Origin of the sequence: Streptomyces sp. NPDC051315 (assembly GCF_044455165.1) — a bacterium.
In the GTDB taxonomy this organism is placed as follows: Bacteria; Actinomycetota; Actinomycetes; order Streptomycetales; family Streptomycetaceae; genus Streptomyces.
The window spans coordinates 209,108-222,859 of sequence record NZ_JBITEN010000014.1 but is presented as its reverse complement, the minus strand read 5'-3'; the positions used below and the strand labels follow the sequence as shown (position 1 = coordinate 222,859).

General features: G+C 70.0%; 14 protein-coding genes. 6 read left to right on the top strand and 8 right to left on the bottom strand.

What is annotated here, in order from left to right; all coding sequences use genetic code 11:
- The first annotated feature begins 3 nt into the window (after positions 1 to 3).
- Positions 4 to 558: a hypothetical protein gene (locus tag ACIBBD_RS26215; RefSeq protein ID WP_399421989.1), complete on the top strand. Its 555-nt coding sequence runs from the start codon at positions 4 to 6 to the stop codon at positions 556 to 558.
- Between the two features lie 135 nt (positions 559 to 693).
- Positions 694 to 1,470: an LPXTG cell wall anchor domain-containing protein gene (locus ACIBBD_RS26210; protein WP_399421988.1), complete on the top strand. Its 777-nt coding sequence runs from the start codon at positions 694 to 696 to the stop codon at positions 1,468 to 1,470.
- Positions 1,471 to 1,560: 90 nt separating this feature from the next.
- Here the strand turns inward: ACIBBD_RS26210 and ppc are convergent, their stop codons facing one another.
- Positions 1,561 to 4,290 carry a phosphoenolpyruvate carboxylase gene (ppc, locus tag ACIBBD_RS26205; RefSeq protein ID WP_399421987.1) on the bottom strand — a complete coding sequence of 910 codons (2,730 nt, stop codon included), beginning with the start codon at positions 4,288 to 4,290 and terminating at the stop codon, positions 1,561 to 1,563.
- Between the two features lie 293 nt (positions 4,291 to 4,583).
- On the opposite strand from ppc, the gene ACIBBD_RS26200 reads away from it, so the two are divergent.
- Complete coding sequence (locus tag ACIBBD_RS26200) at positions 4,584 to 5,594, top strand: acyl-CoA desaturase (protein WP_399421986.1); 1,011 nt, start codon at positions 4,584 to 4,586, stop codon at positions 5,592 to 5,594.
- The gene (locus ACIBBD_RS26195; protein WP_399421985.1) at positions 5,591 to 6,268 is read left to right on the top strand and encodes a TetR family transcriptional regulator; all 678 of its coding nucleotides are present in this window, start codon (positions 5,591 to 5,593) and stop codon (positions 6,266 to 6,268) included. Before ACIBBD_RS26200 ends, ACIBBD_RS26195 begins: the two co-directional genes overlap by 4 nt.
- A 203-nt stretch (positions 6,269 to 6,471) precedes the next feature.
- Here ACIBBD_RS26195 and ACIBBD_RS26190 read toward each other — a convergent pair whose 3' ends face one another.
- Together ACIBBD_RS26190 and ACIBBD_RS26185 are read right to left on the bottom strand one after the other, a co-directional pair.
- The gene (locus ACIBBD_RS26190) at positions 6,472 to 6,645 is read right to left on the bottom strand and encodes a CsbD family protein (RefSeq protein WP_399421984.1); all 174 of its coding nucleotides are present in this window, start codon (positions 6,643 to 6,645) and stop codon (positions 6,472 to 6,474) included.
- Between the two features lie 195 nt (positions 6,646 to 6,840).
- Positions 6,841 to 7,635 (bottom strand): trans-aconitate 2-methyltransferase, encoded by a 795-nt coding sequence (locus ACIBBD_RS26185; protein ID WP_399421983.1) that lies wholly within the window; start codon positions 7,633 to 7,635, stop codon positions 6,841 to 6,843.
- Between the two features lie 166 nt (positions 7,636 to 7,801).
- Between ACIBBD_RS26185 and ACIBBD_RS26180 the strand changes: the two genes are divergently transcribed.
- The gene (locus tag ACIBBD_RS26180; RefSeq protein WP_399421981.1) at positions 7,802 to 8,299 is read left to right on the top strand and encodes a MarR family winged helix-turn-helix transcriptional regulator; all 498 of its coding nucleotides are present in this window, start codon (positions 7,802 to 7,804) and stop codon (positions 8,297 to 8,299) included.
- Between the two features lie 27 nt (positions 8,300 to 8,326).
- Here the strand turns inward: ACIBBD_RS26180 and ACIBBD_RS26175 are convergent, their stop codons facing one another.
- Complete coding sequence (locus ACIBBD_RS26175) at positions 8,327 to 9,100, bottom strand: LuxR C-terminal-related transcriptional regulator (RefSeq protein WP_399421980.1); 774 nt, start codon at positions 9,098 to 9,100, stop codon at positions 8,327 to 8,329.
- Positions 9,101 to 9,359: 259 nt separating this feature from the next.
- On the opposite strand from ACIBBD_RS26175, the gene ACIBBD_RS26170 reads away from it, so the two are divergent.
- On the top strand, positions 9,360 to 9,815 hold the full coding sequence (locus ACIBBD_RS26170; RefSeq protein WP_399421979.1) for a GNAT family N-acetyltransferase: 456 nt from the start codon (positions 9,360 to 9,362) through the stop codon (positions 9,813 to 9,815).
- Between the two features lie 33 nt (positions 9,816 to 9,848).
- On the opposite strand, the gene ACIBBD_RS26165 is transcribed toward ACIBBD_RS26170, so the two are convergent.
- The 4 genes from ACIBBD_RS26165 to ACIBBD_RS26150 are packed head-to-tail and all read right to left on the bottom strand — an operon-like array spanning position 9,849 to position 13,600.
- Positions 9,849 to 10,301, bottom strand: a complete 453-nt coding sequence (locus ACIBBD_RS26165; protein WP_399421978.1) for a hypothetical protein — start codon at positions 10,299 to 10,301, stop codon at positions 9,849 to 9,851.
- Positions 10,302 to 10,314: 13 nt separating this feature from the next.
- A complete protein-coding gene (locus ACIBBD_RS26160) occupies positions 10,315 to 10,977 on the bottom strand; it encodes a hypothetical protein (protein WP_399421977.1) in 663 nt (220 codons plus the stop codon).
- Positions 10,977 to 13,148 carry a hypothetical protein gene (locus ACIBBD_RS26155; protein WP_399421976.1) on the bottom strand — a complete coding sequence of 724 codons (2,172 nt, stop codon included), beginning with the start codon at positions 13,146 to 13,148 and terminating at the stop codon, positions 10,977 to 10,979. The genes ACIBBD_RS26160 and ACIBBD_RS26155 overlap by 1 nt, the downstream gene beginning before the upstream one ends.
- Positions 13,149 to 13,153: 5 nt before the next feature.
- Positions 13,154 to 13,600 (bottom strand): hypothetical protein, encoded by a 447-nt coding sequence (locus tag ACIBBD_RS26150; RefSeq protein ID WP_399421975.1) that lies wholly within the window; start codon positions 13,598 to 13,600, stop codon positions 13,154 to 13,156.
- Positions 13,601 to 13,752: the final 152 nt, after the last annotated feature.

The window sequence follows — 13,752 nt, the reverse complement described above, 5'->3', positions numbered from 1 at the left end:
CCAATGATCCCCGCCATGCCTGCCACAGCCGTGTCCTCCCGTCGGGCGTCGTCGCACAGGGCGTCGTCACGTAGAGGCCGGGGGTCCGTCCGTCCGGCCTCGGTCGCCGCGCTGCGGTATGGCCGGTTGGCGGCGATGGGTGTGGTCGCCGTGCTCATCCTGATCGCGGGGGTGTGGGGGTCCTGGGGGTCGGCGCAGCACGTGATGCTGACGAAGGGGCGGGAGCAGGGCACGGTCGAGGTGGCCGGGTGTGGGGCGGAGACGTGCTGGGGGCCGTACGCGCCGTTGTCGGCGGGGTCGACGGCGCGGGCGCGGGTGGTGATCGAGCGGTCGGTGGCGGTGCGGGCCGGGCAGACGTACACGGTGGTGGTGAAGCCGGACGGTGACGAGGTGGTGCGGTCGGGTCCGGCGGGGGTGTTGTACGCGTGGATCCCGATGGGTGGTGCGTTGTTGCTGGCGTCGGTGGTGGTGGCCGGCGGGTTGGGGCGTACGCGGTGGGGGTGGGTGTTGGCGGGGTCGGGCGTGGCGTTGTGGACGGCGGTGTTCGTGACGATCTGAGGGTGGGGCCGTTCTTCCCGGTGTGGAGTGTCGGTTCGTTGCCGGTTCGTGCCTTGACCGTGGGTCAGCGGCGGCTGGATGCTGAACCGCCCCCTCCACATCTTCCCCTTTCGTCACTCGAAGATGGACTGCCCCATGCGTACCTTCGCTCGCGCCGGTTTTTTCCTGGCCGTTTCCTCGGCCGTCGTCCTGCTGGCTCCTGCCGCCCATGCCACGGGTGATGACACGTACACCGTGGAGCTGCGGCAGGAGTTGCCGCGGACCGCGACCACTGATGACGGGGGTGCCCCGCGGGAGTCGCGGGAGGAGTGCCCCGGTGTCCCCGACGGCAAGGACGGCTGGCATTTCGTGGTGCCGGGGAAGGAGCCGGAGTTCGTGAAGCTGACGGTGACCTTCGAGCCGGGCGGGCAGCAGGTGCTGACGAGCTTCGGCCCGCCGAGCGACCAGCACGCGTATGTGTGGTCGCTGCCGGGGGCGGAGCTGACGTCGGCGGTCGCCGAGGTGCGCGGTGGTGAGCTGGAGCTGTTCAATCTCTCGCACACCTGCCCGGTGAGGAGCACGCCGAGCGGTTCCGCGGAGCCGTCGACGGGCACGAGCGCGGAGCCGTCGTCGAGCACGAGTGCCAGCACCGAGCCGTCCTCGGGCACGAGCGCGGAGCCGTCGACGGGTACGAGCACGAGCGCGGAGCCGTCGGCCGGTACGAGCACGGGGCCGGCCGAGTCGCCCGGCGAGGTGACGCCCGGTGACGGCGGTGCCGCCGCCCCGTCCGCGTCCACGGGGGCCGGCGGTGGTGATCTCGCCGAGACGGGCAACGGTGCCCCGGTGGGTGCGCTGTCCGCGGTGGCGGCGGTGCTGGTCGCCGCGGGCGGTTTCCTGGTGGTCCGCCGTCGCAGGGGTGCGCGTCAGGGCTGACGCACGTTCCGCGCGTCAGGGCCGACGTACGGAACGAGGGTGCCCCCGAGCCGGTACGGGCTCGGGGGCACCCTTGTGTGCGGCCGGCGGTCAGCCGGTGTTGCGCAGGCCCGCCGCCACGCCGTTGACGGTCAGGAGCAGGGCGCGGGCGAGGAGGGGGTCGGGTTCCTCGCCGGCGGCCGCGGCGTCACGCTGGCGCTTGAGCAGGGTGACCTGGAGGTAGGAGATGGGGTCCAGGTAGGCGTCGCGGATGGCGAAGGTCTGCTTGAGGACGGGCTGGGCGTCGAGCAGTTCGCGCTCGCCGGTGATCTTGAGGACTTCGGCGACGGTGAGCTCGTGTTCGGCCTGGATGCGCTCGAAGACGTGCTTGAGCTCGTCGGGGACGAGGGTGTCGACGTAGTGCCGGGCGATCCGAAGGTCGGTCTTGGCGAGGGTCATCTCGACGTTGGAGATGAAGTTGCGGAAGAAGTGCCACTGCTGGTGCATCTCGTCGAGGACCGTGTCGAGGCCGGCCTCGCGCAGCGCCTTGAGGCCGGAGCCGACGCCGAACCAGCCGGGGACGATCTGCCGGGACTGGGTCCAGCCGAAGACCCACGGGATGGCGCGCAGGCCGTCGAGCGAGACGCCGGAGCCGGGGCGGCGGGAGGGCCGGGAGCCCAGGTGCAGGTCGGCGAGCTGGTCCACCGGCGTCGACGCGAGGAAGTACGTCGGCAGGTCGGGGTCCTCGACGAGGCGGCGGTAGGCGGCGTGGGCGGCGTCGCTGACGACGTCCATGGCCGCGTCCCAGCGGGCGAGGGCCTCGTCGGACTGGCGGGGGGCGGTGTGCAGGGCGGAGGCCTGGAGGGTGGCCGCGACGGTCAGTTCCAGGTTCTCCCTGGCCAGCGACGGGATGAGGTACTTGTCGGAGATGACCTCGCCCTGTTCGGTGACCTTGATCTCGCCTTCGAGGGTGCCCCACGGCTGGGCGAGGATCGCGTCGTGGGAGGGGCCGCCGCCGCGGCCGACGGTGCCGCCGCGGCCGTGGAAGAGCCGGAGGCGGACGCCGTAGCGGTGGGCGACGTCGCGCAGGCGGCGCTGGGCGCGGTGGATCTCCCACTGGGAGGTGGTGATGCCGCCGAACTTGGAGGAGTCGGAGTAGCCGAGCATGACCTCCTGGACGTCGCCGCGCAGGGCGACGAGACGCCGGTAGGAGGGGTCGGAGAGCATGTCCTCCAGGATGGTGTCGGCGGCCTTGAGCTCGTCGGTGGTCTCCAGAAGCGGCACGATGCCGATCTTGGCCCAGCCGGCGTGCAGGTCGATCAGGCCGGCCTCGCGGGCGAGGACGGCGGCGGCGAAGACGTCGTCGGCGCCCTGGCACATGGAGATGATGTACGACTCGATGACCTCGGGTCCGAAGACCTCGAGGGCGCGCTTGACGGTGAGGAAGACGCCGAGGGTCTTCTCGCCGGCCGCGTCGACGGGCGCGGGGGTGGGCGCGAGGGGCCTTCTGGAGCGCAGTTCCTTGGCGAGCAGCTTCGTGCGGTACTCGCGGGGCATGTCCGCGTACCGCCAGGACTCCTCGCCGAGGCGGTCGAAGAGCTGGCCGAGGGCGTGGTGGTGGGCGTCGGCGTGTTCGCGGACGTCCATGGTGGCGAGCTGGAGGCCGAAGGCGGCCAGGGTGCGGATGGTGCGGTTCATGCGGCCGTCGGCGAAGAGGGCGCCGCGGTGCTCGCGCAGGGAGGTCTGGACGAGGGTGAGGTCCTGGAGGAGCTCGCTGGTGCCGAGGTAGTCGCGGCCGGGCTCGTGGGGGGTGCCCTTGGCGAGGCGCTGCTTGGTGTTCTCCAGCTTCTGCCGGATGCAGGTGGCCTTGAGGCGGTAGGGCTCCTCGGCGTTGAGCCGCTTGTAGCGGGGGCTGATCTCGGGCAGCCGCTCGAGGTCGGTCTGGAGGGATGCCAGGAGTTCCTCGGTGGCTCCGGTGTAGCGGATGGAGTTGGAGAGGAAGCCGCGCAGCTCGTCGATCGTCTCCAGGGCGTCGTTGATGCCGTGTTCGTGCTGGAGGATGAGGATGTCCCAGGTGACCTGGGGGGTGACGTTGGGGTTGCCGTCGCGGTCGCCGCCGATCCAGGTGCCGAACGTCAGGGGGCGGGTGTTGTCCGGGAGGGTGACGCCGACGCGCTCCAGTTCGGCGGTGAGGTCCTCCAGGACGTCACCGACGGCGTTCGCGTGGAGTTCGTCCAGGTAGTAGATGGCGTTGCGGGCTTCGTCGGCGGGCTCGGGGCGTACGACGCGCAGTTCGTCCGTCTGCCATACGAGGTCGATGTTCTCGGCCAGACGGGTGTCGTGGCGGCGGCGGTCGGACTCGATGACCGGGGTCTCCAGCAGCGCGGCGATGCGGCGGAGCTTGTTCAGTACCGACCGGCGTGCGGCCTCGGTGGGGTGGGCCGTGAAGACGGGGCGGACGTTGAGGTTGCGGACGGTCTCGCGGACGTGGTCGGGGTCGGCGTCCTTGAGCCGGTCGGCGGTGCGGGCCAGCAGGCCGCCCTCGGCGGCGCGCTTGGCGCGCAGTTCGCGGCCGCGGTGCACCTGCTCGGTGACGTTGGCCAGGTGGAAGTAGGTGGAGAAGGCGCGGACCAGCTTGGCCGCTGTCTCCAGTTCGATGCCGCGCAGCAGTTCGGCGGCTGCCTCTCCGTCCTCGCGGGTGAGGCGGCGGACCTTCTCGACCAGGTCCAGGAGCTCGGGGCCCTCCTGGCGGACGAGGGTCTCCCCGAGGAGGTCACCCAGTCGGCGGATGTCGGCGCGCAGCTCGGTGCTGGTCGTCGTCTGGTCGTCGGCACTGCTCACAGGTGCGGCTCCTTGCAGTGTTGAAGCTCGTCCGGGAGGGGAACTCGTCAGGCCGGACCTGGCGGCGGCTGCCGCATACGGGCCGGACCTGAGGGAAGAAATTCAGAGCGGACCGCGCTGTCCGACCGTCTCCAAGGATAGGTGTCCGTGTGGACGTGCAGACTTTCGGGCTCTTGCCGCCGGACAACGCGCTGCCATACTTACGACGCCGTAGGTTACGGAACCGTAGGAAACTGTCCGCGGTGACCGCCCCCAGGCTTCTTTCTCAACCCACGACCCCACAGGGGACGCGCATGACCACACGCTCCGACGTGATCGAAGACCCCTCGAAGGCGCCCGACGGCTCCTCCACACCCTCGGCCACCCTGGGTGGCGAGCAGAAGCGCTCGATCGAGCAGATCACGCTGCTGCTCTTCATCACCGTCCCGTTCCTCGCGCTCCTGGCGGCCGTGCCGCTGGCGTGGGGCTGGGGGGTGAGCTGGCTGGACCTCGGTCTGCTGGTCTTCTTCTACTTCCTCGGATGCCACGGCATCACCATCGGCTTCCACCGCTACTTCACGCACGGCTCCTTCAAGGCCAAGCGGCCCCTGCGGATCGCGCTCGCGATCATGGGGTCGATGGCCGTGGAGGGCCCGCTGGTGCGCTGGGTGGCCGACCACCGCAAGCACCACAGGTTCTCCGACGCCGAGGGCGACCCGCACTCGCCGTGGCGGTTCGGGGAGACGGTCCCGGCGCTGATAAAGGGCCTGTGGTGGGCCCACATCGGCTGGATGTTCGACGAGGAGCAGACGCCGCAGGACAAGTACGCGCCCGACCTGATCAAGGACAGGGCGATCCGGACGATCTCCCGCCAGTTCGTGCTGTGGACGATCGTGTCGCTGGGGCTGCCGGCGCTGATCGGCGGGCTCGTGACGATGTCCTGGTGGGGCGCGTTCACCGGGTTCTTCTGGGGCTCGCTGGTGCGGGTGGCGCTGCTGCACCACGTGACCTGGTCGATCAACTCGATCTGTCACGCGGTGGGCAAGCGCCCCTTCAAGTCGCGTGACCGCTCGGGCAACGTGTGGTGGCTGGCGATCCTGTCGTGCGGCGAGTCCTGGCACAACCTGCACCACGCCGACCCGACGTCCGCGCGGCACGGTGTGGAGCGCTGGCAGCTGGACTCCTCGGCACGGTTCATCCGTATCTTCGAGAAGTTCGGCTGGGCGTACGACGTGCGCTGGCCGTCACGCTCGCGTATCGATTCGCGCCGGAACGCGGGTGGGGACGACTCCCGGCGCCGGAAGGTGACCGCTGACGCGGCATGATGGACGGTGTGGCGACCGACTCCAGCAGTACCCCGAGCAATGACAAGCCGCGGCGAGCGCGTCGCACCCGGATGACCGGTGCCGAGCGCCGCCAGCAGCTGCTGGAGATCGGTCGCACGCTGTTCGCGGCGAAAGGATTCGAGGGCACGTCGGTGGAGGAGATCGCGGCGAAGGCCGGGGTGTCCAAGCCGGTGGTGTACGAGCACTTCGGCGGCAAGGAGGGCCTGTACGCGGTGGTGGTGGACCGGGAGATGCGGCGCCTGCTGGACATGGTGACCAGTTCCCTGACCGCCGGCCACCCGCGTGAGCTGTGCGAGCAGGCCGCGTTCGCCCTGCTGGACTACATCGAGGAGTACACGGACGGTTTCCGCATTCTCGTCCGTGACTCCCCCATCCCGCAGTCGACGGGTTCCTTCGCGTCCCTCATCTCCGACATCGCCACGCAGGTGGAGGACATCCTGGGCCGCGAGTTCAAGAGCCGTGGCTTCGATCCGAAGCTGGCGCCGCTGTACGCGCAGGCGCTGGTGGGGATGGTCGCGCTGACCGGGCAGTGGTGGCTGGACGTGCGCCGCCCGAAGAAGGCGGAGGTCGCGGCCCATCTGGTGAACCTGGCGTGGCACGGCCTGGACGGGCTGGAGCAGAAGCCGCGGCTGATCGGGCACCGCAAGAGCTGACGGGCGGGGGCCGCCGTTCGGGAGCCGACGCCTTCAGGCCCCCTTCACGGGCCGAGCCGAGGGGCACGGCACGGGACTGAGGGGGGCGGGCCGCCGTCCGACTGCCGACGGGCCCGGCCCGGGCGCGGTCCACGAGCCGTCCAGGAGCCGACATGCCGCGGGTCCCCGTTCACGGACGGGGACCCGCGGGGCTTACCCGCTCATCAATGCTTGAAGATGTCCTTCATCTTCTCCTTGGCCTGGCGTGCGTCGCCCTTCGACTGGCCGGCGCGCCCCTTGGTCTCCGTCCTCGCGTCTTTCCCCGCGCGGCCGAGGACCTCCTTGACCTTGCCCTTGATCTGTTCCGTCTTCGCCTTGGCCTTCTGCTCTCGTGCCACCGTCGATCACTCCAGTCAGGTCTGACTACGGTGTCGTCCCCCGGGTCACCTTCGCCGCGCCGCTCAAACACCGGCCACGGCTCCAGGAGCTCCAGCCGGTCGCCGACTGCCGGGGGCCTCGCCGCGGAGGGGGCGCAGCGGGTCTCGGCGCCGGGCGGGCGGCGAGCTGGACGTGGTCGGCGGCGGTGAGCGCGCTCAGGCCGTCTTCCGGGCCACCACGAACAGCCGGCGGAAGGGCAGGACCGTGCCGTGGTCGTGGCGTGGGTAGGCCTCCCGCAGCAGGTCGCGGTACTCGGTCACGAAGGCGTCGCGCGCGTCGGGGTCGTCGGCGAGGGCGTCGAGGGCGGGGCGCAGTCCGGTGCCCTTGACCCAGTCGAGGACGGGGTCGGCGCCCTGGAGGACGTGGTGGTACGTCGTCGTCCACACGTCGGTCTGGCAGCCGAGGCGGGCGAGCCGGTCGAGGTAGACGCCGGGGGCGTGGACGGAATCCTCGGGGCGCAGGACGTGACCGACGCGGCCCCTCCAGCGGGGTGTGTTGCCGAGGTCGCGCATGAGGGCGTGCAGGGGCGCGTCGATGTTGTGGGGGACCTGGAAGGCGAGGGTGCCGCCGGGGGCGAGGCCGTCGAGCCAGGCGGGGAAGGCGTCGAGGTGGCCGGGGACCCAGTGCAGGGCCGCGTTGGAGACGATCAGGTCGTACGTCTCGGTGGGCGCCCAGGTGGTGAGGTCGGCGTGGGCGAAGTCGAGGTGGGCGCCGGCGTACGCCCGGGCCCGGTCGAGCATCTCCTCGGAGTTGTCGTATCCGGTGATGCGGGCGGTGGGCCAGCGGTCGGCGAGGACGGTGGTGACGTTGCCGGGGCCGCAGCCGAGGTCGGCGATGCGGGGCGGGTCGCCGGGCAGGTCGGGGACGCGGGCGAGGAGGTCGGCGAAGGGGCGGGCGCGGTGGCCGGCGTGGCGCAGGTACTGGGCGGGGTCCCAGGTGGGGTTGGGCATCGGGCCTCCTCGGCGTGGCCGTGTGCGGCGGTTCCAGGGGTGCGTTGGTTCCAGGGTGCGGCGGCTCCAAGGTGCGGCGGCTCCAGGGTGACGGCACACATACCTTGACGTCAAGACACTCGACATCAAGAGACTTCACATCGACACAACCACTACACTGATCGTCATGGAGGACGAGGTCGATCGGCTGGTCGCAGCGTGGCGCCGGGAGCGCCCGGACCTCGACGTGGAGCCGCTGGAAGTGCTCAGCCGGGTGAGCAGACTGGCCCGGCATCTGGACCGTGCGCGCCGGCTGGCGTTCTCCGAGCACCAGCTGGAGCCCTGGGAGTTCGACGTCCTGACCGCGCTCAGGCGCGCCGGGTCGCCGTATCAGCTGTCGCCGGGCCAGCTGCTGACGCAGACCCTGGTCACCTCGGGCACGATGACGAACCGCATCGACCGGCTGGCGAAGAAGGGCCTGGTGGAGCGGCTGCCGGATCCGAGCGACCGGCGCGGGGTGCTGGTGCGCCTCACGGACGACGGCAAGGACCGCGCCGACCAGGCGCTCGCCGGGCTGCTCGACCAGGAGCGGGCGATCCTGGCCGAGCTGTCCCACGCCCAGCGCGGGGAACTGGCGGGACTGCTCCGGCAGTTGACCGCCCCGTTCGACAACATCCCCGGCTGAGGGCCTGCTCGGCGGGTCACGCGCCGGTCAGGCGCTGTTGGTCTCCTCCGGCCTGATCCGGCCGGCGGGCCCCAGGTCGACGGGTCCCACGCCCGCCCGGCGGGCCAGGGCGACGGCGGCCAGGGTGGAGTGGACGCCCAGCTTGCCGAGGACGTTCTGCATGTGGGTGCGGACGGTGTGCGGGGAGAGGAACAGCCGCTCGGCGACCGCCTTGCGCCCCAGGCCCGCGACCATGCAGCGCAGCACCTCCCGTTCCCTCGGCGTGAGGGACTCCACGAGCCGTTCACTCTCGGTGCGGTGCTTGCGTGCGGCCGTCAGCTCCTTGAGGACGCCCGTGAGCAGGGCGGGCGGCAGGTGCGTCTCCTCGCGCAGCACCCCGCGGACGACGGTGAGCAGCCGGGACAGCGAGCAGTCCTTGGCGACCCAGCCGGACGCCCCGGCCTGCAGGGCTAGGGCCGCGCGCCGCGGGTCGTCCTTCTCGGCGAGGACGACGACCCGGACGTGCGGATGGGCGCCGCGGACCCCGGTGACGAGGGATATCCCGTCGACGAGCCCGTCCTCGCCCACCTCCTGCACGGGCACCGCCGGCCGTACGCCCGGCAGATGGCCGCCCAGATCGGCGTCGACGAGCAGCACGTCGTACCGGCGTCCCTCGGCGGCCGCGCGCTCCAGGCAGCGCAGGGCCGCCGGGCCGCTGCCGGCCGCGGAGACGTCGACGTCGGGCTCGGCGGCCAGGGCGGCGGCGAGCGACTCGGCGAAGATACGGTGGTCGTCGACGACCAGGACTCGGATGCGAACCACGAAACCCCCTTCCCCAGGCTCCTTCACGGAGCAGGGGATACCCAGGTCCGGAGAACGACGACCGGCGCGGGCACGACGCCCGCGGGGTGGTGCGCATCGCACGGCCGCCGCCGTGCAGACATCGATACCCCCACCGCGGGCGTCGTACCCGACTGTCTCGCCCCCTGATCAGCACCGGCCCCCACCGGCGCTGTTCACAGGGTAGGGCTGTGGGCGGGGAGCGGAAGGCAATTTGCAGAACTGTCTGTCCAGCGCGTTTATGGTGAGCCGCATGTTTCGTCTTGAGACAGAAGTCGACAGGACCCGGCGCGAACTGCTCCGTTCACGGCTCCTCGACACCAACACGGCCGCCTCCCCCGTCCTGCGCGCGCTGCGCGGCACCCCCGCCGAACGCGAGGCCCCGCTGCACGTCTGGGCGACGGACAGCGCCGGCGACCTGGCCGGCGGCCTCGTCGGCCACACCTGGACCACCTGGCTGCACGTCACCTACCTCTGGGTCGACGAACGCCACCGCGGCTCGGGCCTCGGTACCCGCCTGCTGACCGAGGCGGAACGCCTCGCACGGGAGGAACGCGGCTGCCGCCGGGTGCGGCTGGAGACCTGGGACTTCCAGGCACCGGACTTCTACAGGAAGCTCGGGTACGAGGTGGTGTGCGTGATCGAGGACTATCCGCCGGGGCTCACGGAGTACACGCTGACGAAACGGCTGGACTGAGCCGCGCGGCCGACGACGCCCCGGCTCCCGCGCTCAGGTCCCCGGAGGGACCGGAGGCGGCGGTGGGGGCGACGGCGGGTGAGGCGGCCGGGGTGGCACCCTCGGCCGGGCCGGCCCCGCGACGGGCGGCGGCGGAGGCGGACCGTCGGGCACCCGGAACCGCGGCCGGGGCCCGGGCGGGGGCCCTGCCGGGGGCGGCGGAGCGGGCGGCGGGGGCGGCGCCTCCGCGATCTCCGGCAGCACCGGGCCGCCCGCACGCAGCCGCTCGATGGCCTGCTCGGCCCGGCGGCGGGCCTGGGGGGCGTCGTCGCGTTCACAGCGGATCCGGATGCCGGCGAGACCCAGGTTCTCGACGGCGAGCAGCCGGTAGCCGAGCTCGTGGATGATCGCTTCGATCCGCCGCCTGCGCGCCGCGTCGAGGCGGCCGGGCAGCAACTCCACCCGACCGCGGCCGTCGAAGTGCCTGACGATCTCCTCGTCTCTCACAGTCCGTCCCTACTCAGTCGTCCTCGTAGCGGGGCAGTTCTACGGGGAAACCGCGAGCTTCCTTGCATTCGGCCAGTTCGTAGCTGCGCTCGGTGATGCGGTAGGCGATGTCGGTCAGAGTCTGTCGCAGTGCCGTGCCGGTGGCCTCGGTGTCTCCGTCGACACCCACCTCGGTGATGACCGCGTAGGTCTCGGGGGCGTTGAAGTCGGCAGCGACGGGTGGGGCACACGGCACGTACACGCCCGCGACAGCGTTGCGGTCATCGAGTCGGGCCAGAGCCTCTATCCCGTCGACGGAGACACTGACAATCCGGTTTCGGTCCCCGCTTCCTCGATAACTTTCGAGCCATTTCTCCCTGGTGACGGGTTCGACATCGGCTCGACCCCACAGGGACGAATCGTTGCTCGTGTGGACGTAGCAGGAGAAACTGAAGCTTTCTCCAGCGCCTCGGCGATCGGAGCCGTCCTCCGCCGACCGGGCCTTCGGCAGCACCTGCGTCACCACACTGCGCTCAAGCGTTCCCTCGCACATCTTCTCCGGCAGCAGGTAGAGGCCTTTGATGAGGAAAAGCCAAGCAACGCTCCCCAGGACAAGCAGGACTGTGAGGCATAGCAGGAAGCCTTTCCCGCTTTCCCAAGTGGCAATTCTTTCTCGACTCCACGTCGACTTGTCCACTAGGGGCGCTCCTTCGTTCTGCTCAGCAGCTCGCCACTGGCGTCATAGCCCTCGTTCACAGCGTTACGGATGAGATCCTTGGTGCCCTGCTCGGGGAGGTCGAGGTGGTTCCGTTCGATGGTGTCACCAGCCGCCCACTGCGCCTGCTGACTCACCGAATCCCGTGAGTCGTAGAAGTCCTTGGCGCTGGAGTAGAGGGCCTCATCCCTGGCGCCCTCGAGTTTCTGCCCCTCGAGCACACGGTCCACGGCCAACCCGGCGACGGCTCCGAGAATTCCTCCACCCACGGCATCCACGGCCGGTCCTCCGTATGCCCCGGGGACCGACATATTGGCCAGACCGATAGCGATCCAGGTCTTGGCGAAATCGCCTTTCGCCTTGAGAGCGTCGTTGTAAGCCGTCTCACCCTTGACGGCTGCTCGCACTTCGTCATCCGCCAGGGAGTGAGCGACGATGCCCTCAATGGTCCCCGCGTTCTTGCCGATGTTCTCGATGACTTGTTTCTCTGAGCCGTCGAACAAGGAGGGGTCGGTGAGGTGTGTTTCCAGAAGCGTGCTGGTGTAGATGCTCTCTCCGAGGATGATCCCCGCCCTCCCGTCGGGATCGGTGGACACCGCGGAGAGAAACCTGACGACGTCCCGGACCTCTTCCAAGCCGTCGGGGGCTTCACTGTTCGTGAGGAAGACGGCCTCTGAGCCATGGCCGGCGAGCGTCTGGCTGATCTCCGGCATGTAGGAGGCCGCCATGTTGCCGAAGCTGTCCCCCAGCCCCTTGCTCACGAGGTCCGCGCCCCCATCGGGCTGCGCCACGGCCGCCATGATGTTGTTCATGATCCGCACTTGCGTCTCGCTGTGCGGCAGGGCCGGTCGGCTCGTGTCGCCCGCGGCCGCGCCGGTCGTGGCAGCCTCCAGTGCCCGCCCCAGCGACTCTCCCCGTTCCGTGTACACGGTCGTCCCGAGCATGTGGTCGAGGTCCGACTTGGACTCGAACGCGTTCGTCGCCGCCTCGGGGTTGTGGGAGAGTGCTTCGAACAGGCCCTCCAGGGGATCCCGGCCGTCACCGTCACCGAAGACAAGGTCGAGGCCGTCGTACCCCTTCCTCCACAGGTCGTCGGTGCCCGCGTCACCCGCAACCTTGTCCGCCTTGAACACCTTTTCCCGGTAGTCGTCCAGGAACTCGGTGTCGTATTGGCCCTGGCGCATCAGGCTGCTGATGACCTGGGAGCCGAGGGCTCCGGCGGGATTCGTCGAGTCGGCCGCGCGGAAATTCGTGTTGCGTTCCGCGATGAGGTCCTTCTTCCAGTCCTGCATGGCGTCGGAGTCGGAGAAGGAGGCCGTGGCCAGGGTCAGGCTCAGGTTCCTCTGGAGGCTCTCCAATGTGTCCAGTTCGGAGTCCCTGGCGCCGGCGTGGACGGAGGTCGTTTCGGTCCAGAACTGGAGCGTCCCCTTGGGCCCCAGCCTCGTCGCGAACTGCTCCGCGAACAGGGAGTCGCCGCTGTACTTCTCCATCGTGCGGTTGAAGTCGGCGATTTCCTCCAGGGACATGTCGGCCGGGTTCTTGGCCATCTTGGCCAGCTTCTCCGCCGCGGCGACGGCCTCGGCCGCGGAGTCCCGGTCGGAATAGGACGCGTTGGTGAAGCCGTACTTGGCCTGGTCGACGAGCAGCCGCAGGACCTTCGCCGCACTGTTGTCGCTCTCGGTGGCCTTGCTCAGAATGCCCTGGATCTCGTCCCGGAGGGTTTCAACCGCCTTCTGGTCCGTCGCGCCGGTCCTTCCGCTGGGGTCGGACGCCCAGTCGGGCCGAGTGCTCGCGGTGACAGTGAACGTGCCCTCGCCGGTGTCGATCACGGTGAGATTCTGCTGTGCACCCCGGGCGATGGCGTCGTTCAGTTGGGTGCGGTAGCCGATGAGCTCGCCACGGGTGTCGCTGAGGATCTTGGCGATGGAGCCGGCCTGGGCGTGCGCGTCGGCGAACTCGGCCGCGGTCTTGGTGATGAACTCCCGGCTGACGGTGGCGTTGACCCCTGCCCACTTGGCCTTGTCAGCCTTGGCCTTGAGGTTGTTCTCGGCGTCCTTCCGGAGTGTCGCGAGCTGCTCCGTCATCTGTTCCCAGTCGGTGACCGCTTCACCGAGCTTTGAGAAGTCGCCGTAGCGCAGTGCGTCGAGGTCCATCGGCGTCAGTGCCCGTTCCTGTCGTCGAAGCCCTCGTCGAGGGTGGCGATGCTGCTGACCACGCCGGCGATGTACGAGTCGTCAGCGGCGTGCTGGTTCTTGGTGAACCGCAGGTGGTTGGAGATGTGGGCGCAGGCGTCCAACAGGGTCTTCGTCTGTTCGCTCCAGCGCTCCGTCACATACTCCAGGGCGGCGCCGAGGGCAAATCCCTCGCCCTTGAGTCCGCCCGCGGCGGCCGAGGAGGCCACCCGCGCGTGTCCGCTGTAGGTCGTGAAGTCGTCGAAGAGATCATGGGCAGCCTTGCCCACCGCCACCAGGTCCTTCTGGCTGGCCACGAGGTCGCCCTGGGTACCGTCCCCGCCCTGGTCGGCCGGATACTGGTTGAGCTGCATCCGCGTGCCGTGCTGCTCGGCCGCCGAGGTTTTGAGCTCTTCCCATTCGGCCCATGCCATCGCGTGGCCCTCCCCCTGTCCGCTCTGAGCCGCTGACCGGATCGCCCGGCCGTTGCGCATGAGCGAACGCAACGACGCGGTGATCACCGGGTACATTATGGCCGCCTCGCCAAGTCCCCGAGGGTTAAAGGAACTTCGCAGGCCGACGACAG